General features: G+C 61.3%; 14 protein-coding genes. 6 read left to right on the forward strand and 8 right to left on the reverse strand.

Features of this window, described 5'->3' with window-relative positions; translation table 11 throughout:
* Positions 1-113 precede the first annotated feature (113 nt).
* The 3 genes from PVE35_RS25095 to PVE35_RS25105 all read left to right on the forward strand — a co-directional run bounded on the left by PVE35_RS25095 (position 114) and on the right by PVE35_RS25105 (position 4,089).
* Positions 114-2,141, forward strand: a complete 2,028-nt coding sequence (locus PVE35_RS25095; protein ID WP_277373342.1) for a methyl-accepting chemotaxis protein — start codon at positions 114-116, stop codon at positions 2,139-2,141.
* A gap of 478 nt (positions 2,142-2,619) precedes the next feature.
* Entirely contained in the window at positions 2,620-3,780 is a 1,161-nt protein-coding gene (locus PVE35_RS25100) for a protein kinase family protein (protein ID WP_277373343.1), read from the forward strand.
* A 147-nt stretch (positions 3,781-3,927) separates the two neighbouring features.
* Complete coding sequence (locus PVE35_RS25105; RefSeq protein WP_277373344.1) at positions 3,928-4,089, forward strand: DUF2986 domain-containing protein; 162 nt, start codon at positions 3,928-3,930, stop codon at positions 4,087-4,089.
* Between the two features lie 69 nt (positions 4,090-4,158).
* Here PVE35_RS25105 and PVE35_RS25110 read toward each other — a convergent pair whose 3' ends face one another.
* A complete protein-coding gene (locus tag PVE35_RS25110; RefSeq protein ID WP_268180034.1) occupies positions 4,159-5,061 on the reverse strand; it encodes a LysR family transcriptional regulator in 903 nt (300 codons plus the stop codon).
* Positions 5,062-5,205: 144 nt separating this feature from the next.
* Here PVE35_RS25110 and PVE35_RS25115 point away from each other — a divergent pair, with 144 nt between their 5' ends.
* Complete coding sequence (locus PVE35_RS25115; protein WP_268180036.1) at positions 5,206-6,594, forward strand: L-serine ammonia-lyase; 1,389 nt, start codon at positions 5,206-5,208, stop codon at positions 6,592-6,594.
* Here the strand turns inward: PVE35_RS25115 and PVE35_RS25120 are convergent.
* Both PVE35_RS25120 and PVE35_RS25125 read right to left on the reverse strand, forming a co-directional pair.
* The gene (locus tag PVE35_RS25120) at positions 6,581-6,880 is read right to left on the reverse strand and encodes a hypothetical protein (RefSeq protein ID WP_277373345.1); all 300 of its coding nucleotides are present in this window, start codon (positions 6,878-6,880) and stop codon (positions 6,581-6,583) included. The two genes, PVE35_RS25115 and PVE35_RS25120, sit on opposite strands and share 14 nt — an antisense overlap.
* A gap of 888 nt (positions 6,881-7,768) precedes the next feature.
* Entirely contained in the window at positions 7,769-9,421 is a 1,653-nt protein-coding gene (locus PVE35_RS25125) for a BCCT family transporter (protein ID WP_268180038.1), read from the reverse strand.
* A 370-nt stretch (positions 9,422-9,791) separates the two neighbouring features.
* Between PVE35_RS25125 and PVE35_RS25130 the strand changes: the two genes are divergently transcribed.
* Positions 9,792-10,250 carry a hypothetical protein gene (locus PVE35_RS25130; protein WP_268180039.1) on the forward strand — a complete coding sequence of 153 codons (459 nt, stop codon included), beginning with the start codon at positions 9,792-9,794 and terminating at the stop codon, positions 10,248-10,250.
* Positions 10,251-10,486: 236 nt separating this feature from the next.
* On the opposite strand, the gene PVE35_RS25135 is transcribed toward PVE35_RS25130, so the two are convergent.
* Positions 10,487-12,154, reverse strand: coding sequence for a BCCT family transporter (locus PVE35_RS25135; protein WP_277373346.1), 1,668 nt, complete (start codon positions 12,152-12,154; stop codon positions 10,487-10,489).
* Between the two features lie 320 nt (positions 12,155-12,474).
* Between PVE35_RS25135 and cls the strand changes: the two genes are divergently transcribed.
* Positions 12,475-13,920, forward strand: a complete 1,446-nt coding sequence (gene cls / locus PVE35_RS25140) for a cardiolipin synthase (protein WP_277373347.1) — start codon at positions 12,475-12,477, stop codon at positions 13,918-13,920.
* A gap of 3 nt (positions 13,921-13,923) precedes the next feature.
* Here cls and PVE35_RS25145 read toward each other — a convergent pair whose 3' ends face one another.
* From PVE35_RS25145 to PVE35_RS25160, 4 genes are all read right to left on the reverse strand, one after another.
* Complete coding sequence (locus tag PVE35_RS25145; protein WP_277373348.1) at positions 13,924-15,135, reverse strand: PepSY-associated TM helix domain-containing protein; 1,212 nt, start codon at positions 15,133-15,135, stop codon at positions 13,924-13,926.
* A 49-nt stretch (positions 15,136-15,184) separates the two neighbouring features.
* Positions 15,185-17,275, reverse strand: coding sequence for a TonB-dependent siderophore receptor (locus PVE35_RS25150; protein WP_277373349.1), 2,091 nt, complete (start codon positions 17,273-17,275; stop codon positions 15,185-15,187).
* Positions 17,276-17,565: 290 nt separating this feature from the next.
* Positions 17,566-17,973 (reverse strand): DUF1850 domain-containing protein, encoded by a 408-nt coding sequence (locus tag PVE35_RS25155; protein ID WP_268180048.1) that lies wholly within the window; start codon positions 17,971-17,973, stop codon positions 17,566-17,568.
* Positions 17,970-19,997 carry a TRAP transporter permease gene (locus PVE35_RS25160; protein WP_268180050.1) on the reverse strand — a complete coding sequence of 676 codons (2,028 nt, stop codon included), beginning with the start codon at positions 19,995-19,997 and terminating at the stop codon, positions 17,970-17,972. Before PVE35_RS25160 ends, PVE35_RS25155 begins: the two co-directional genes overlap by 4 nt.
* Positions 19,998-20,047 lie beyond the last annotated feature (50 nt).

Genomic DNA, 20,047 nt, shown 5'->3' on the forward strand with positions numbered 1-20,047 from the left:
CGTGAAAGCGTCTATGTAGAACTTTCCGCACTCGATTAGCACGTTCGTACTCTGTTACCTAGACTCACTCGGTATCGTTCTGCCATCAGTTCTATTTGGACAAGGAGCCCGGGATGCGCCTTCACTCGATTCGCGTACAGATGATTCTGCCCATAGCCCTGCTGGCGCTGATCCTGGTCGGTTTGCTGCTGCTGATGCTACTGATGAGCAAGGTGCAGCAGGACGCCATGCGCCGGCAGGCGGAGAATTACTTCGAGGCCGTGGCCTTGATCCTCAACGCTGATCGTGACATCTACCAGGCCCTGATCGCGCAGGAGCACCTGATCGGGGGCAAGGGCAATGCCAGCGAGAACGCCAAGGATTTCGCCGAGAATGCCCAGCAGGTGTGGGATCGCTTCAAGCAGTTTCGCGAACTGCTCGCCGAAGAGCCCGAAGTCACTCAGCCTTTCGCCGATTTCGAGTCGCTCTACAAGCAATGGCTGGATGTGAGCAACAGCCTGAATGCCAGCGTCAAGGAGTCCGCTACCTCCACAACCTTGCAACAGGATGACGAGTTCCAGGCCATGCGCGCACTGCTGGATCAAGCCGGCGAGCAGCTTCGCCAGCATACCCAGCAGCGCAAGAACGAAGCGGCGGACGACGCCGACCTGCAGCTTTACGTCGAGGCCCTGTCGGTGATCCTCAACGCGGATCGCGACCTCTATCAGGCACTGTTGGCGCTGCAACGCATCACTACAGGCTACGGCAACCTCGAGGATAACCGCGCCGCTTTCGAGGGAAATACGCAGCAGGCCCTGCAACGCTTCCACGATTACCGCAGCTATCTGATTCGCGAACCGCAACTGACTCAACCCTACGAGCGCTTCGATACGCTGTTCAATGCCTGGGTGCAGAGCAGTCAGAGCCTCATCGATGCGTCCCAGAAGACGAGCCTGGCCTCGATTCCACAAACCAAGGTCAAGGTGGACGAATACTTCGATGCCGTGCGCGACATGCTGGACAAGGCGGGAGAAACTGTCGAAGCACATGCCCGCCAGCAGAAAGACGCCGTCAGGGAGTGGGTCGCCGACTACCAGAAGCTCGCGCTGATAGTCATCGGCGTCGCCTTCGTCATCGCCTTGGCAGTGGGCTATTACATGCCCCTGAAACTGACCCGCGATGTACGCCACATCGCCCGCCGCATCCGTGAGATAGCCGATGGCGACGGTGATCTCACCCAGCGCATCCAGTCCACCTCACGCAATGAGCTAGGCGATCTGGCCAACGAGTTCGACAGTTTCCTCGAACACCTGCAACGCATCATCAGCGTCATCAAGAACCAGTCCGGCGCGTTGGGTGATATGACCGTACAACTCAATACCGTTTCCGAGCAGGCCGGGCGCATCAGCGAGGGCTTGGTCAATGCCTCGGAGTCCATGGTCAGTGCCGCGACGCAGATGAACGTGTCCAACCAGCAGATGGCAGAACTGGCCAAGAGCGCCGTGCATGAAGCCAGCCACTCCAGTGAGCTGACCAACCAGGGCGCTAACGCCGTGACCCAGTCCAACCAGGCCATCGAGCGGCTGGTGAGTGATATCGAACTGGCGCTGAACCGCTCCGCCGACCTCGAACAGAGTTCGGCCGCCATCACCTCGGTACTGGAGGTGATCCGCACCATCGCCGAACAGACCAACCTGCTGGCGCTCAATGCCGCCATCGAGGCCGCGCGCGCTGGTGAACAAGGCCGGGGGTTTGCCGTGGTGGCCGATGAGGTGCGTACCCTGGCGACCCGCACGCAGGACAGCACGCGCGAGATCGAAACCATGATCGAGCGCCTCAAGGCGAGCGTTGCCGAATCCACCACGGCCATCCGCAACAGCCGCCAGAATGCCGATAGCACGGTGCAGCAGATCGGCCAGATGATCAGTATCTTCGACGACCTGCGCACCTCCTTCGGCAAGGTGCAGGACATGGCCAGCCAGACTGCGCTGGCGACCGAGGAGCAAGCCACGGTCTCGCAACATATCAGCGAGAACCTGACCGCGCTGCGCGGAGAGAGCGATGGCGTGCGCGACATGTCCGAACGGGTCAGAAGCCAGTCTCAGCAGATCACGGATCTGTATCAGGAGCTGAACAACCAGGTGGATAGCTTCAAGGTGTGAGTCAATGGGCTGCAGGTGCTGTCCGGCTGGTTAGATCCGGCCTCCACCTTGCACGCAGTTACATGGCGCACGCAGATGATCGTTCCCACGCTCCGCGTGGGAACGCAGCTCAGGACGCTCTGCGTCCGTTGTGGTTTAAAAAGGCCGACGCAGAGCGTGGACACCATCAAGCTTATCCATCAGCCCACAGGTTTGCGGCGCTAGCCGAAACGTAAGCAGCTTAGCCTCAGGAATGCCGTTGTGGTTACCGATATTAGATCGCTGCTCTAATACACAGTCTTAACAGGAGAGCAAAAATCGGAAGTCAAACGAACAAACTGCACGACCAGTCAGCAAGAAATAAAGCTATGATTCAGAAGTTTCCGCGCCATACGCAGCGTAATGATACAGAGCCAGATGGAACGCTCTACCATCGAATTAGTACAACCTTCCATCTAATCACGGTTATGGTTCAACCATAGAAAGGTTTCCAATACCAATGAATGCTGAGAATGCTATAGAGAGCCATTATAGAAAGCTGTTTGATATTTTGAGTAACGAATTTGAAGAGCTCTACGAATCAATAAACAATGATAAGTTAAAAATTTTATTCTCCACCCTTCACTCTAGCATCATTAGTCTTTTTGACTCGATGAATAATAGACTCCCGACAGACGAAGAGCCAGCTCATTTCTGGGCAGAGCCAAGTAGAAGTCTTATTAGAGCCATAGAGACCACTGAAGCCTTAGAGAGATCCTTAAAGAACTCCGAGCATGCATTTTATGTTGAAGAGTATTATCGAGACAGACTTGCTTTCTGCAAGGGTTTTCTAAACAAGAGCGGTGGAAGTGCGATTCCACCCTATACTGAGAAGCTAGAGCTCTACTACACTATTCCAATATTTTTTTCACAAAGCTCAATAAAAATTGAAAATAAAAACAATACCGCTGACCTGAAGGCGCTCGGTAGCGGCTCTTATGCTAACGTCTACAAATACTTCGACAGTTTTTATCTTAAAAATTTTGCTTTGAAACGAGCAAAGAAGGATCTGAACGCAAAGGAAATTCAAAGATTTAGGCGTGAATATGATCAAATGAGCAAGTTAAGCTCACCATATGTTCTTGAAGTTTATGGTTACAACGAAAATAGCAATGAATATGTTATGGAGTTCATGGATGGCTCGCTGGATAAATATATATCAAAAAATAATTCCAAGCTATCATTTCAAGACCGCATCAAGCTGGGCCTACAGATACTCAAGGCCTTTTCATACATACACTCCAAAAACATCTTGCACAGAGACATCAGTCCTAAGAATATTCTGCTTAAGGAATATGACGATGTGGCAGTAGTGAAAATAGCAGATTTCGGGTTAGTGAAAATCGTCGAAAGCGAATTAACCTCTGCCAATACAGAGTTTAAGGGTTACTACAATGATCCAAGTCTAATTACGGAAGGTTTTGATAGCTATAGCATCTTGCATGAAACATACGCACTGACTCGCATTTTGTATTACGTATTAACCGGAAAGAGCAACACTGAAAAGCCACCGGAAAACCTGCGCGCTTTTATTGAAAAAGGTCTTAGCAGCAATAAGGCTTCTAGATTTAAGGATATTGATGAATTACGTAAAGCCTTCCAAAGCATCGCGTCAATCTGATTTGGTCGTGAATCATAACAAAGAAAGCAAGTAGCCTGGGTAGAGCAACGCGAAACCCGGGAACTGACAAATAATGGGTTTCGCCTTGCGAAACCCATCCTACGGCTAAGTCGGCACCATTCATCCAGGGCAACGCAGACCAACACCATGAATCGCCGCAAGAAGATCAAGCAACTGCTCGAAGCCCACGCCAAGAAGGCCAATGCCAAGCTTGCGCCCAAACGCAACAAACCCAAGTACATCAGCAAGGCTGACAGGGCGAAGTTGGAGGCTGAAACGGCTCAAGAGCCTGTCACGCCCGCCGAGTAAAAGTCGACAGGTCGGTGGTTATCCACGCCGAGCGTGGGCAGCAGCAAAAGCCCCTCCCACATGAACGGGCTAACCCAGCACTCTGTCTGCCGTGTATACCGCTTCGTCGAGAAACACGTTGACCGCCGGATGGTCGCGCTCGCCCTTGCGGTAGGCGAGGAACACGCCGCGCTGGATGTCCGGCAGCAGCGGCACGGCGATGACGCCGGGCAGCGGGCGCACCAGGCGCAGGCCGGAGACGATGGAGATGGAGTTGCCCGAGGCGACCATGGCCGCAACCATCTCGAAGCCGGCGCAGTGGGCATTGATGCGCGGGGCAAAGCCGGAGCGGCGGCACAGGTTGGTGATGAACTCGCCGAACGAGCTGCCGGTGGAGTCCAGCGCCCAGGCTTCGTCGCGCAAATCGGCGACGGTCAGGCTGTCGCGCCTGGCCAGGGCATGCTCGATGGGCAGCAGGACGTGCAGCAAGTCCTGGGTCAGGGGAATCAGCGCGTAGTGCTCGCGGTTCTCGTCCGGAGTCACCGCCAGGTCGTCGATCACCGCCACGTCGATCTGCCAGGAACCCAGGGCGCTGAGGCTTTCCTGCGGCTCCAGATCCAGCACCACCACGTTCAGCCGTGGATAGGCAGTGCGCAGCGCTCGCACTGTTTCGGCGATCACCGCCACGGCGATCGAGGGGAAGGCCGCCACCCGTAGCTCTCCAGCAATTTCCCCGCGTAGCAGCGCCAGCTCCGAGCGCGCTTCGTCGAGCACCATGAGAATGCGCTCGGCATGCGCCACCAGGCGCTCACCCGCCGGGGTCAGCACCACACCGCGGCCGCGCCGCTCGATCAATGCCACGTCCACCTCGCGTTCGAGCTGAGCGACCTGCTGCGACACGGCCGAAGGCGTCAGGTGCAGCGACTCGGCAGCCGCCGCCATGGTGCGGCAGCGAGCCAGTTCGCGCAGGGTGCGCAGGCGGGTGATGTCCATGGCGCGATCTCAATAGTTAAGCGACGCTAACGAATACGTTAAAAATAAATCAGTATACATAATGATAGGGCCGTTCTTAGATAGGGGCATCCACACGCGCGTAACCGGGCGCGTGTCCAATCAATCGACAAGAAGAACTCCGCCATGGCTATCAGCGTTTTCGACCTGTTCAAAGTGGGTATCGGCCCGTCCAGCTCTCACACCGTCGGCCCCATGCGCGCCGCCGCGCTGTTCACCCACGCCCTGGAAAACCACGAGCACATGCCCAAGGTGACCCGTGTGGTCGCCGAGCTGTACGGCTCGCTGGGCGCCACCGGCAAGGGCCATGGCAGCGACAAGGCGGTGCTGCTCGGCCTCAGCGGCCATGAGCCGGATACCGTCAACGTCGATCAGGTGCCCGAGTACATCGACACCATCCGCCGCGACAAGCGCATCGTGCTGGCCGGCAAGCATGCCGTCGCCTTCGACGAGAAAGCCGACCTGAAGATGTTCCGCAAGGCGTTGCCGCTGCACGCCAATGGCCTGCGCTTCGCCGCCTTCGATGCCGCCGGCATCCAGTTGCACGAGGCCACCTACTACTCGGTGGGCGGCGGCTTCGTGGTCAGCGAGGCGGTGCTGGCCGATGGCAGCAAGCAGAAGATCATCGCCCCGGACGCCACTTCCCTGCCGCTACCCTTCCGCAGCGGCGCCGACCTGCTCAAGCTGACCCGCGAGCACGGTATCGGCATCGCCGAGGTGATGCGTCGCAACGAGCGCCACTGGCGCACGGACGAAGAAACCGACGCCGGCCTGCTGAACATCTGGAAGGTGATGCAGGCCTGCGTGGAGCGTGGTTGCCGCACCGAGGGCATCCTCGCCGGCGGCTTCAAGGTGCGCCGCCGCGCCGCCATCCTGGCGCGCAAGCTGGGTGGCTTCCAGCGCAGCTACATCGAAGACCCGCTGCGCATGCTCGACTGGGTGAACCTCTGGGCCCTGGCGGTGAACGAAGAGAACGCCGCCGGTGGCCGCGTGGTCACCGCACCGACCAACGGTGCCGCCGGTATCGTCCCGGCGGTGCTGCACTACTATGCCAATGCCATCTCCGGCGCCAACGAGCGCGGCATCATCGACTTCCTGCTCACCGCCGGCGCCATTGGCATCCTGTACAAGGAAAACGCCTCGATCAGCGGCGCCGAGGTGGGCTGTCAGGGTGAAGTGGGCGTGGCCTGTTCCATGGCCGCCGGCGCGCTGTGCGCGGTACTCGGCGGCACCCCGGAGCAGGTCGAGAACGCTGCCGAGATCGGCATGGAACACCACCTGGGCCTGACCTGCGACCCGGTCGGCGGCCTGGTACAGATCCCCTGCATCGAGCGCAACGCCATCGCTTCGGTGAAGGCCATCAACGCTGCACGCATGGCGCTGTATGGCGACGGCGCGCACTACGTGAGCCTGGACAAGGTGATCAAGACCATGCGCGAAACCGGGGCTGACATGCTGACCAAGTACAAGGAAACCGCTCGCGGTGGCCTGGCGGTGAATATCATCGAGTGCTGATGGCCAGCCATGATTGCTGCTGTGTAATGTCGTTCTTGATGGCTTGAGCCCCAGCGGGGATCGTTCTTGAAAACCCGATGCCAGGTCTTGGCATCGGGTTTTTGCGTTTTCGTGGCGTCGCGGGGAAATCGGTCTTGATACCGGATTGGCAAGTTTGTGTGTTGGTATTCTGGACGCCGCTTTGGGTGTTTTCAGAAACTCCGGGTTTCGCCCCCTCGGGCGACTCACTTTTCTTTGAACTCGGATTGCCGCCCAGCGCAAAGAAAAGTAAGCAAAAGAAACGCACCCCCGCCATCCGGAACTAGGCGTCCCCGTCATGCTTCGCTCGACTCCCCTCACTCCGGCATCCTGAGGGGTCGGCGTACATGGGCCATCCCTGGCCCATTACGCGGGGCCGCCATCGGTATCTCGCGGCATCCATGCCGCTCGCCCCCTGCGCAATGCCTACGTTCGGCCTCCTGAAGGGGGAGTTAGCGCGCCTGAACGTACATCGGTTCCGGGCATGCCCCGCGTGCTCTGGTAACAGTGGAGCCATGACGTGGCCGCTGGGTTAAACCAAAACTTTCATTCGCTTGAATAGCTTGCCGGCTTGCAGCCGGCATCCCGGTCAGCCCTGAGGCTGACCTCATGTGTAACCACTCCTTGCTACTTCTGGGTTACCTCGGGTTCAGGCGCGTGCAGAGCCCGCCCAGGAGGGCGAACGGAATCGTCGTGGAAGAGGTTGAGCGGCATGGATGCCGCGACGACTGCATGGATGCAGGAGGTAGAGCGACGCAGGATGCCAAAGCCGAGAGCCGCGATGGGCCAGGGATGGCCCACCGCGGCGGGCCTCTGGAACGGCGATGGAGTGAGCGAACCCTCGCGCAGCGAGGGCCGGATGACCGGGCGGAGGGTTTTGGTTACTTTTGCCCTACAAAACTGACTCGCCCGGGAGGGCGAAACCAGAAACATCAACAAAAACGCGGCAATTCGGAACGGATATCCGAAACATCAACACAAACTTGCCAATCCAGCATCAATCAATATTCCATCCAATCCCACGTCATGCACCAAGTCTCCAGCCTAAAGCAGTGACGCTTATCCATGCTCGGCGCCCATAAACGACAACGCCCCTATCCTGCGATAGAGGCGTTGTATCGAGCCAAGGCCGCCGGGTGGCGGCAAGGCGCTCCGCTTAGCGCGGTTCGCTCATCAGCCCTTTGATGATCGCCACGCACCCCACCAACAGCACGATGGTGAACGGCAAACCAGTGGAAACCGCCATGGCCTGCAGGGCCACCAGGCCACCGCCAAGCAACAGGGCCACGGCCAGCGCGCCTTCGATGACCACCCAGAACACCTTCTGCGAAACCGGCGAGTTGATCTTGCCGCCAGCGGTGATGGTGTCGATCACCAGCGAACCGGAGTCCGACGAGGTGATGAAGAACAACACCACCAGTACGATGGCGGCGAAGGAGCTGATGGCGCTGATCGGCAACTGATCGAGCATGACGAACATCTTCAGCTCCAGCGCAGCCTGGCTCAGCTCGGTCAGGCCACCCAGGGCCTGGTGCAGCGCGGTGCCACCGAAGGTGCTCATCCAGATCACCGATACCAAGGATGGCACCAACAGCACGGCGGTAAGGAATTCACGCACGGTACGGCCACGGCTGACGCGGGCGATGAACATGCCCACGAACGGCGACCAGCTAATCCACCAGGCCCAGTAGAACGCCGTCCAGCCCTGGCTGAAGTTGGCGTCTTCACGGCCCACCGGGTTGGACAGCGCCGGCAGGTACTGCAGGTAGGCGCCCAGATTATCCAGCACACCCGTCAGCAGCAGTGCAGTGGGGCCGGCGAACAGTACGAACGCCAGCAGAGCGAAGGCCAGGCCCATGTTGATTTCGGAGAGGATCTTCACGCCCTTGTCCACACCGGTCAGTACCGAGCACAGCGCGATCAGGGTGATCACGGTGATCAGCAGCACCTTGGTGGTGGTGTCGGCCGGCAGGCCGAACAGCGCATGCAGACCAGCGCTGGCTTGCTCGGCACCCAGCCCCAGAGAGGTCACCAGGCCGAACAGGGTGGCGAATACCGCCAGGATGTCGATGATGTGGCCTGGCCAACCCCACACGCGCTCACCGAGCAGCGGGAAGAAGATCGAGCGGAACGACAGCGGCAGACCCTTGTTGAAGGCGAACAGGCCCAGCGCCAGCGCCACAATGGCGTAGATCGCCCAGGGGTGCAGGCCCCAATGGAAGATGGTGGTGGCCATGCTCAGGCGCGCCGCCTCGGCGGAGTTGCCGGCAGCCCCGCCCAGCGGTGCCCAGTCGGTGCGCACGCCATTGGCATCCACGGCTGTGCCGCCCAAGGCGGTGCCGTAATGCGACATCGGCTCGGCAACACCGTAGAACATCAGGCCGATGCCCATGCCCGCCGCGAACAGCATGGCGAACCAGGAGAAGTAGGAGTAATCGGGGCGGGCCAGGGTGCCGCCAAGGCGCACCTTGCCCAACGGCGAAACGATCAGGCCCAGGCACAGCAGGACGAAGATGTTGGCCGAACCGATGAAGAACCAGGACAGATGCACGGTCAGCCAGTCACGCACGGCCTTGAACAGAGGCTCGATCTGATCGTGCATGGCCAGCGCCAGCGCGACGAAGATGAATGCGGTGATCGCCGATATCAGGAATACCACACCATGGATATCGAGGTTGACCAGATATCGGCCACGGATGTTGTCCTGGCCGACTACATAGTCGGTGTCGATGAGGTTGACTGCCCCACTTGGGGCGGGAATACCGTCTGCGGATGAATCGTTCTTGCGAGATATGGGGCCTTGGCTCAAGGGGCTGCTCCTTCTTTTTCTAATCGCGAGCAATGCGGCGCCCGCCGCTGCTATACGCGGAAGCCGACGCTATCAGAAGGAAAAACTGGCAAGAGCGGTGCAAACGGCGTGGGGCTATCCATTAGCGACCAAGGTGAAGTTTGGCGTTGAAGAACGTGTCGAGAGACCACTAACCACCACCTTGATCCGGCTGAAGCGGTCAGGTGGCACTTCGTTTATCCGTGCAGCCTTGGCCCTTCTCGTTTCGCCCCCAATCATCAGAAGACGGCTAAAGTCCTTCGTCAGGCGGGCCTTGTAGCACCACAATGCCCAGCAGCCATTACCAGGCTGTTACGCTCACCACAGCCTGGTGGAACCCTGAGGAGCTCATATGCAAAGGAAGAACGCCGCGCCCATGACGGTGCTATATGCGAGACAAGAGTTGACCATCCCGCAGGTCGGCATTTACGCAGAACAGTACGGCGCACAAATGATGGAAGAAGTCCGGCAGTACGGGTTACAGGTCGCTGGGCCCTGGGTTTTCATCTCGTACAACCTCCCCGAGAATGGCCAGCAGCGATATACCGCCGAATTCTGTTTGCCGATCAGCAACGCCGAAACCTATGCAGGCGACAGGTTTTCCGTCAGAACGCTGGACAGCTTTCCCTGCGCCTATGCCGAATATAGCGGCAAGCTGGATCAGCTATTCACAGCAGGTTACCAGCCGCTCATCCGTGCAATTGTTGCAGCCAAGTTGCCTGTCACAGGCGAGAGCAGGGAGATCTATCACTGCTGGGCCGGCCCGCAGTCCCCGGATAACCGCATCGAAATCCAGTTTGGTATCGCCTGAAGGCTGACATGGCAGCCGCAGCACGTGGCTCTGGTATCCGGCGCGCAGAAGATGGATGAAAGCGCATCACCCATCTTCAGCGCCTGTCGGCTCAGCCTGTGCTACCCCGCACCAGCCAGCCCCGTGCACGCTGAAACCTCTCCCACAGCGGCTGTACTCGGCACAGAGTGAAACCTCCCTCACGCAAGAGCGCGCCCGCAGGCGCGCGCTTGATCGGTAAGGTGCCAGCGAATGCGTCAGCGCGGCTCGCTCATCAATCCCTTGACGATGGAAATACAGCCCACCAGCAGCACGATGGTGAACGGCAGGCCGGTCGACACGGCCATGGCCTGCAGCGCCACCAACCCGCCGCCCAGCAGCAGGGCAATGGCGATCACGCCTTCGATGCTGGCCCAGAACACGCGCTGCGGTACCGGCGCATTGACCTTGCCACCGGCGGTGATGGTGTCGATCACCAGGGAGCCGGAGTCCGACGAGGTGATGAAGAACACCACCACCAGCACGATACCGATGAACGAGGTGATGCCGGTCAGCGGCATCTCGCCGAGCATGCTGAACAGCTTCAGCTCCAGCGCGGCGTCCTGCGCGCCAGTGAACCCATCGACCAGCAACTGGTTGATGGCGGTGCCGCCGAAGGCCGTCATCCACAGCACCGACACCAGCGACGGCACCAGCAGCACGGCAATGAGGAATTCACGCACGCTGCGGCCGCGGCTGACGCGGGCGATGAACATGCCCACGAACGGCGACCAACTGATCCACCAGGCCCAGTAGAAGGCGGTCCAACCCTGGCTGAAGTTGACGTCTTCGCGCCCCACCGGGTTGGCCAGCGCTGGCAGGTACTGCAGGTAGGCACCGAGGTTCTTGAAGAAGCCGGTGAAGATCGCCAGGGTCGGCCCGGCGATGATGATGAATAGCAACAGGGCCATGGCCAGGCCCATGTTGATTTCCGACAGGCGCTTGACCCCCTTGTCCAGGCCGGCGACCACCGAAGCCAGGGCGATCAGGGTGATGGCGATGATCAGCAGCACCTTGGTCATGTCCGTGGCAGGAATGCCGAACAGATACTCCAGGCCGGCAGCCGCCTGCTCTGCCCCGAGGCCCAGCGAGGTCACCAGGCCGAACAGAGTGGCGAACACCGCGAGAATGTCGACGATGTGCCCCGGCCAGCCCCAGACGCGCTCACCAAGAATCGGGTAGAAGATCGAACGGATCGACAGCGGCAGGCCCTTGTTGAAGGAGAACAGCGCCAACGCCAGGGCGACGATGGCGTAGATCGCCCAGGGGTGCAGCCCCCAGTGAAAGATGGTCGCGGCCATGCCCAGGCGCACGGCTTCCTCGGCGTTGCCTTGTGCGCCATCGAGTGGTGCCCAGTCGGTGCGTACACCGTCCGCGCCGACGGTGATCCCGCCCATCGCCGAGCTGTAGTGCGACATGGGCTCGGAAACGCCATAGAACATCAGGCCGATGCCCATGCCCGCGGCGAACAGCATGGAGAACCAGCCCATGTAGGTGTAATCGGGAGTCGCCTCCTTGCCGCCGAGACGCACCTTGCCCAGCGGCGAGACGATCAGCCCGAGACAGAGCAGAACGAAGATGTTGGCGGCGCCGATGAAGAACCAGGCCATATGATGGGTGAGCCAGTCGCGCACACTGCTGAACAGCGGCTCGATCTGATTCTGCAGAGCCAGGGCCAGCACCACGAAGATCACTGCCACCAGGGCAGAAATGGTGAAGACCTTGCCGTGAATGTCCAAGGAGAAGACGAACTGCCCCTGGATGTTGTCCTGACCGATGACATAGTCGGTATCGATCAGATTGGCTTCACCGGTCGGCGCCGGTATGCCCTCTTGAATTTCCGCTGCGGGTGGCGGGGTCGTGTCATGCGAAGGGACGTTTCCCATGGTTGGCGTGCTCCTTGATGCGTTGACTCGCTAGACGAGCGTGAACAGGACGGATGCCCTCCTCTTATTGTGACGCCCCACCCAGATGCCCCCCAAGAACCCTAGTCTTCGGAGGCCACCCAAGCGAGCCGTACCGGAAAGGTAACACATGAATTCCGTTCACTCAGACCCACAGACACATGAAAACCCTGAATAATTCCCCGATGGATGGCAATTTGCCCCTGACTGCCACGTCGTGAAACACCGTGGCAGGATGAGCAGCGAACGCGCCACGAGCGCCGTAGTCTGTTATCCATGACCCGTGCAAAGGAAGAGCCTGCATGCCTGCGGATTTCGGCATTCCCCATCTGTTCGCCTACCTGATCGCCGTCATTCACACCCTGGGCGTGCTCGCGGCCATCCATGCCGTGCTGACCGTGCGCACCGCCCAGGGTGCATTGGCCTGGGGGCTGTCGCTATTCTTCATGCCCTACCTGACGCTGCTGCCTTACCTGGTGTTCGGCCGCAGCCGTTTCGACGCCTACGTCAAGGCGCGGCGCCAGGCCGACCAGGAAATGCATCTGGCCATGGCCAAGCAGGACTGGCGCCCCTGGGTCGAGGAAGCCAAGGCCGCGCACCAGTCCCCGGCCTACGAGCGCCTGCGCGCCCTGCCCCGCCTGTCGCATCTGCCCGGCCTGACCGGCAACCGCGTGCAGTTGCTGATCGACGGCGAGGCCACCTTCGAGGCCTTGTTCAACGCCCTGGCCAGCGCGCAGCAAGTGATCCTGCTGCAGTTCTTCATCATCCGCGATGACGCCCTCGGTCTGCGTCTGCGCGACGTGCTGCTGGAGCGCGCCGCCGCCGGCGTGCAGGTATTCGTTCTGTACGACGGCGTCGGCAGCCACTCGCTGCCGCGTGCCTATATCGACCATCTGCGCCGGGGCGGTGTCGAGGTGCATGCCTTCCCTACCCGTGCCGGGCTGTTCAACCGCTTCCAGCTAAACTTTCGCAACCACCGCAAGATCGTCGTGGTCGACGGCGAGATCGGCTTTCTCGGCGGGCTCAACGTCGGTATCGAATACCTCGGGCAGAAACCGCCTTTGGCACCCTGGCGCGATACCCATGTGGAAGTGCGCGGGCCCGTGGTGGCAAGCCTGCAGGAAGCCTTCGCCGAAGACTGGTACTGGGCCTGCCAGAAGCTGCCGCCGCTGCTGATGCCGAGCAAGCAGGACGAACCCGGCCTGCTCTGCCAGGTGATAGCCAGCGGCCCGGCGGACCCGCAGGAAACCTGCTCGCTGCTGTTCGTCGAGGCGATTCACGCGGCGCGCGAGCGGGTCTGGCTGAGCAGCCCCTATTTCGTCCCCGACGAGGCGCTGTTCGCCGCCCTGCGCCTGGCGGTGATGCGTGGCGTGGACGTGCGCCTGCTGCTGCCATCGCGCCCCGACCACCGTATCGTCTATGCCGCCTCCAGCCTGTACGCCTTCGAGGCGCTAAGAGCCGGGGTGAGGATCTTCCGCTACCAACCAGGCTTTCTGCACCAGAAAGCCCTGCTGATCGACCACGATGCCTGCCTGCTGGGCAGCGCCAACCTGGACAACCGCTCCTTCCGCCTCAACTTCGAGGCCAACCTGCTGACCTTCGGCACAGACTTCAACGCCCAGGTCGCCGCCATGCTGGAAGAGGATTTCAGCCGCTCGCGGGAACTGGTCAATGCCGATCGGCGCAATCTGCACCGCCTGCAGCAATTGGGCATGCGCGTGGCCCGGCTGATCTCGCCGATTCTCTGACGATCAGCCGATGACCTGGGCCGGCACTCGGCTACGCCGCTCGGCCAGCACGCGCGAGCGGCGTTTCTTCGCCCAGATCACCAGCCCGGTCAGTGACAGGCCGGCCACCGCCAGGCCCAGCAGCGACACCAGGATGCGCCCCGGCAGGCCGATGATGCGCCCCGAGTGCAGCGGGAATTGCGCCTGCAGGAAGATATCCCCGGCGCTGCCGGTGCCCGGCACATGGGCGCCGGCCAGCTCACCGCTGCGGCTGTCGACGTAGATCCACGGATTGCCCAGGCCAGCATCGCCATGATCCTCGCCCGGCGCATAGAAACCGACGCCATAGACGCCGAACTCGGCCGAATGGAACAGGCCACCGGGCGGCACCTGCCAGCCCAGGCGTTTGGCCTCGGCAGCCGCGATGGCGATGGCCTCGCGGCGGTCGATCTGCGGCACGATCTGCTCATCCAGCGTCACCGGCGTGCGGCTGGCGAAGGGGCTCGGCGTCAGTGGCGAGACCAGCTCCACCAGGGGGCGCACCACCTGGCGTTCGAGGTTCATCGACACCGAGGTCACCGCCAGGATCAGCAGTAACAGCCAGATCCACACACCGCCGGAACGGTGCAGGTCGAAGTTCAGCTTGTAGCCACCCTGGCGCCAGCGAAAGGCGAAGGACTTGCGCCAACTGCGCAGGTTGGGAAACGACAGCCACAGCGCCACGAAACAGTCCAGGCACCAGACGATGGCGACGATGCCAAAGACCAGCATGCCCAGCTCGATACCGAAACCGTCCGGGATATGCAGGCTGTAGTGCAGCTTGTAGAGGAACGGCAGCAGGTTCTCCCGGCTCAGGGAGATCGCCCCCCACTCGCGCTGCCCCTGGACAGCGCCACTCACCGGGTCGATGCCGAGCTGGTTGAAGCCCAGCGCGTAGGCCTTGCCGGTGGCCGGGTCGATACGCGGATCGACGAAGATATTCAGCGCATGGCCCGGCTCCAGCGCCAGAGGCATGAAGCTCACCTGCAGGCGAGGATCGCGCGCCTCCAAGGCATCGGCCAGTTGCAGCGGATCCTGCGCCGGCCCTGCGCTCTGCGCGTCGAACAGGTGCGGGTTGAGCCATTCGTCCAGTTCATGATCCCAGGAGATGACGGCGCCGGTCAGGCCGGCGGTGAACAGGAACAGGGCGATGAACAGGCCGCACCAGCGGTGCAGCAGAACCAGAATCGGGCGCATGACAGTCTCTCGTCGAACGAGCGGGCCGCTGCACCAGCGGCCCGTTCGCTCAGTACTTCCAGGTCAGGGTGGCGCTGACGTTACGTGGCGCGCCGTAATAGGCCTGAGTCCAGTACAGGCTGGTCAGGTACTTCTCGTTGGTGAGATTGTTGAGGTTGGCCGACAGGCTCCAGTTGCGGTCGATGTCGTAGCTGGCCATCAGGTCGACCACGCCATATGCATCCTGCTCGGCGATACCGTTGCGGATATCGCTCTGCCAACGCATGGCGCCACCCACCTTGAGCTTTTCCAGCCCCGGCACACGGTAGGTAGCCGCTGCCTTGACCATATGTTTGGGCGAATAGGTCACAGCATGTGAGCCGTCGGCATTGGTGATGTCGACGAAGGTGTAACCGGCGCTGAGCTGCAGGCCATCCACCGGCTCGCCGGAGAACTCCAGTTCATAACCTTCACTGGTCAGCCCTTCGACTGCGTTGTAGTAAGCGCGACCGCCGATGGTTCCTGCCTGATTGGCAAAGTTGTCCTGTTCGGTACGAAACACCGCCAAGGCCACGTTGACCTGGTCGTCGAACAATTCGCCCTTGATGCCCACCTCGTAGTTCACCCCTTCCAGCGGCGCCAGGCGCGAGCCGCTGATATCGGTCTTGGTCTGCGGGCTGAAGATCTCGGTGTAGCTGGCGTAGAGCGAATACTGCTCGTTGAGGTCGTAGACGACGCCGGCATAGGGCACCACCTTGCCGCTGTTCTTCAAGGATTTGGCCGCACCGTAGCTTTCGCCACTGCTGCTGACATCCACTACCCGGGTGCCGGTGATCAGGCTCAGGTCATCGGTCAGGCTCCAGCGAGCGGCGCCATAGACGCTCTTCATGCGGTCGGTGAAATCACTGCCCCGCGTTGGGCGATCGTTCAAGGGCCTGCCGATGTGTCCATTCCAGTCATCCAAGGGCGGCAGCGCGTTGCCGGTGGTGGAGTCGTAGTAGGAGGTGTCGTTCAGCTCCGAGCGCGACCAACTAGCGCCCAGGCTGGCTTGATGCTCACGACCGGCGAGGCTGAACGGCCCGCTGGCCTGCAGATCGACGATCAGTTGCTTGTTCTCGTCCTTGTACTCGGACGGGTAGCTGGTCAACCCCAGACCGGTCTCCCTGTTCGGAGTGCCCGCCATGTAGAACAGCGAGCCATCGCCCTTCTTCTCCACACGTGTCAGCACTGCCTTGGCCTGCCAGTCGTTGGCGAAGCTGTGGGCCAGCTCGGCGAAGCTGCGGTTTTCCTTGACGTCCCAGTAGGCCCAATCGGCAGAGGTACTGGTGGAGCGCGAGTAGTGGGTCTTGGAGCCGTCGCTGTAATTCAGCGGCAGCGCCCCCCACATCGGCGAGTTGGCGTCACTGGTCTGCAGGGTATGGCCGAGGGTGAAGACGGTGTCGGCGTCCAGATCGAAGTCCAGCACGCCATGGAAGACGTTCTTCTCGCGCGAGTAGCGGTCGAGGTAGGAGTGCTTGTTTTCGTTGGCGTAGACCAGGCGCCCACGCACCGTGCCGGCGTCGTTGAGCGCGCCGGCCACATCGGTGTCGATGCGCCGTTTGTCCCAGGAGCCTGCGGTGAGATCGACGCGCGCCTGAGGGATTGCCGTGGGCCGCTTGCGCACGAAGTTGACCGTCGCCGAAGGGTTGCCGGTGCCGGAAATCAAGCCGTTGGCACCGCGAACCACCTCGACCCGCTCGTACATGGCGGTGTCCAGATCCCCCTCGACGTTGCCGTAGACGAAGGGCACGGAGATGCCGTCGTACTGGAAGTTGGTGATGTCGAAGCCGCGCGCGGTGTAGTAGGTGCGGTCGGTCTCGACTTCCTGCACCTGCACGCCGGGCACGGCCTTGAGTGCCTCGTTGACGCTGGTGAGCTGGAAGTCGCGCAACTGCGCCTCGGTAAGGGTGGAAACCGCCTGCGGCGTCTGCCGTGGGGTCAGATCGAGCTTGGTCGCCGCGCTGCTGGGCTTGCTTCTGTAACTCTCCGAAGTGCTCGCCCCAGCGCTACCGATGACGCTCTGCGCGTCCAACTCCAGAGGCGCCTGATCGTCAGCCAGAACGAGGGGAAAATGGCAGGCAGCCGTGATCGCCACGGCCAGTTGGGTCTTGGTGCTGAACAAGGGGACTTCTCCTGATGCGCTGTCGATAGCCGCTGGCAGTCCCTTGTGCAGCAAGTGCCTCACTGGCAGGCATTGGCCTTATCGCGAATGCTAATAGTTATCGACAAAATTCTTACAGCAGACCCTTCCCCAGTCAATAAGAATTATTCACATATTGGAGCCATTATCAGATATCCCCGTCCACACTCACTGCCTCAGACGAACAAAACCCCCATAGGCTCGCGCCACATGGGGGTTCTCTTCTTTCTCCGACGCTTGTGGCGCCGGGAGCCTGGTTCGCCTTGGCGAACCTAGCCCGCATCAGGCGCGGAGGAGCCCAGCTCACAGCTCCACAATTCCAACGCCGGCTGGCTCGCTTTTGGCGGGCCGAGCCAGTCGCTCATCGGGCGACAACGCTGGTCGAAACACAGTTGGTAATCCCCGGCTTCAGGCGTACGCCCGACTCGCAGGGGTTGCAAGGGCGGTAGCTGACGCTGGTAGTGCCAGCTGCCATTGCGCAGTTCGGCGCCGTCGGGAATCTCCATTCCGGCGCCCGAGCCTTTGACCCGCGCCTCACCGAGGATCAGGCCCTCGGTGGTGACGCGATAATCCTCTTCCCAGCGAATCTTCTCGATGCTGTGGTTCCAGGCCAGGGTGAACGCGGGCGTGGGCAGCGACGCCCACACCACGCCGGCCATCCCCAGGCACAGGCCGATCACGCCGTCGCGACCTCGGCACGACGGGCACGCCAGAAGTGTTGGGCAATGAAGATGGCGCTGAGGGCGAAGCCGATCTCGTCACTGGCCGGCGTGGCCAGGATCAGGCTGGCTCCGGCAGCAAAACCCAGCACGCGCTCCCACCAGCTCAGCCTGGCCTGCAGGTAGCCGGTGAATATCGCGCCCAGAAGACCGATGGCCAGCACCGCCTTGCAGATGACGTAGAGCGTTGCCAGCAGGCTGTCGCCCTGCAGCATCAGCGCCGGCGAATAGACCGCCATGAAGGGCACGACGAAACCGGCCACGGCGATGCGCACCGCCCACAGGCTGATCTTCAGGCCGCGCTCCTTGGCGATCGGCGCAGCGGCGAAGCAGGCCAGCGCCACCGGCGGGGTGAGGTCGGCCATGATGCCGAAGTAGAAGACGAACATGTGCGAGACGATCAGCGGCACGCCCAGATCCAGCAGCGCCGGCGCGGCGATGGAGCTGGTGATGATGTAGTTGGGGATGGTCGGAATGCCCATGCCCAGCACCAGGCAGGTGAGCATGGTCAGCACCAGCGAGAGGAACAGGTTGTCCTGGCCGATGGCGAGGATGTAGCCGGCGAAGGTGGAGGCCACCCCGGTCAGCGACACCACGCCGATGATCACCCCGACCAGGGCGCAGGCGATACCCACCGGCACTGCATGGCGCGCGCCTTCGACCAGCGCGTGCAGGCACAGCACCAGAGTTTCACGGCCGCCCTTGACGAACCAGCACCCCGCCACCAGCGCCGCGATGACGCCGAACACCACGCCGATACCGAGCTGGAAGAAGCCGGCGCAGAGCACGCCCAGGGCGATCCAGAAGGCGAAGCGCATGGCCTTGGACGACACCTGCAGGATGATCGCCGAGCCGAGGATGACCATGGCCGTCAGGGCCAGGCCAACCGTGCCGGAGAACAGCGGCGTGCGCCCGGAGAACAGCAGGTAGATCAGGATGCCCAGCGGGATCAGCAGGAACCAGCGCTCGCGCACGGCCTTCCATGGGTTCGGGCATTCGTCCTTGGGCAGGCCGCGCAGGTTGGCACGCTTGGCCTCCAGGTGCACCATCCAGAACACCGAGCCGAAGTACAGCAGCGCCGGGATCAGCGCGGCCTTGGCCACCTCGAAGAACGGCACGTTGATGGTCTCGGCCATGATGAAAGCCACGGCGCCCATGATCGGCGGCATGATCTGGCTGCCCATCGACGAGGTGGCCTCGACACCACCGGCGAAGGCCGGCTTGTAGCCGAAGCGCTTCATCAGCGGGATGGTGAACTGGCCGGTGGTGACCACGTTAGCCACGCCAGAGCCGGTGATGGTGCCCATCAGCGCCGAGGACACCACCGACACCTTGGCCGGGCCGCCCAGCTTGTGGCCGAACAGGCCCATGGCGAAATCGGTGAACAGCTTGATCATCCCGGCCTGCTCGAGGAAGGCGCCAAACAGGATGAACAGGAAGATGTAGGTGGCCGACACGTAGGTCGGTGTGCCGTACAGGCCTTCAGTGCCGAACGATAGCTGGTTGACGATCTGGTCGAGGCCATAACCACGGTGCATCAGGTCGCCCGGCAGGTACTGGCCAAGCAAGCCATAGGCGAGAAACAGCGCGCAGATGATCGGCAGGGCGATGCCCATGACCCGGCGCGCCGCCTCGAATACCAGCACGATCAGGGTCAGGCCAACGATCATGTCGGTGCTGGTCATGTCACCGGAACGCTGGATCAGATCCGCCTCGAAGTACCACTGGTAGAGGGCCGTGGCCATGCCCGCCAGGCCCAGCAGCCAGGCCAGCGGCTGCCACGGCCGGCCCTTGCCGAGCGCGGGGAAACTGATGAACACCAACAGCAGCAAGAAACCAACGTGCACGGCGCGCAACACCTGAGTCGACACCGGGTGAAAGGCGGCGGTGACGATCTGGAAGATGGAAAACAGCAACGCGACTGCAAAGAGTGCCTTGGGCCAGTGAGAAGGGCTGGCGGCCAATTCGTTGTTCTGATCACTCATGGAATGCGAACCTCATGACTACATCGATGCGAGGCAGAGTCGCCAACAAA

The organism is Pseudomonas sp. AA-38 (assembly GCF_029457475.1).
Classification (GTDB): Bacteria; Pseudomonadota; Gammaproteobacteria; order Pseudomonadales; family Pseudomonadaceae; genus Aquipseudomonas.

What these genes read in the sequence shown, in the direction of transcription:
- PVE35_RS25130 (WP_268180039.1), top strand. Translation starts at nt 9,792, where the DNA reads ATGCAAAGGAAGAACGCCGCGCCCATGACGGTGCTATATGCGAGACAA.
- PVE35_RS25110 (WP_268180034.1), bottom strand. Translation starts at nt 5,061, where the DNA reads ATGGACATCACCCGCCTGCGCACCCTGCGCGAACTGGCTCGCTGCCGC.
- PVE35_RS25160 (WP_268180050.1), bottom strand. Translation starts at nt 19,997, where the DNA reads ATGAGTGATCAGAACAACGAATTGGCCGCCAGCCCTTCTCACTGGCCC.
- PVE35_RS25145 (WP_277373348.1), bottom strand. Translation starts at nt 15,135, where the DNA reads ATGCGCCCGATTCTGGTTCTGCTGCACCGCTGGTGCGGCCTGTTCATC.
- PVE35_RS25135 (WP_277373346.1), bottom strand. Translation starts at nt 12,154, where the DNA reads ATGGGAAACGTCCCTTCGCATGACACGACCCCGCCACCCGCAGCGGAA.
- PVE35_RS25115 (WP_268180036.1), top strand. Translation starts at nt 5,206, where the DNA reads ATGGCTATCAGCGTTTTCGACCTGTTCAAAGTGGGTATCGGCCCGTCC.
- PVE35_RS25100 (WP_277373343.1), top strand. Translation starts at nt 2,620, where the DNA reads ATGAATGCTGAGAATGCTATAGAGAGCCATTATAGAAAGCTGTTTGAT.
- PVE35_RS25105 (WP_277373344.1), top strand. Translation starts at nt 3,928, where the DNA reads ATGAATCGCCGCAAGAAGATCAAGCAACTGCTCGAAGCCCACGCCAAG.
- cls (WP_277373347.1), top strand. Translation starts at nt 12,475, where the DNA reads ATGCCTGCGGATTTCGGCATTCCCCATCTGTTCGCCTACCTGATCGCC.
- PVE35_RS25095 (WP_277373342.1), top strand. Translation starts at nt 114, where the DNA reads ATGCGCCTTCACTCGATTCGCGTACAGATGATTCTGCCCATAGCCCTG.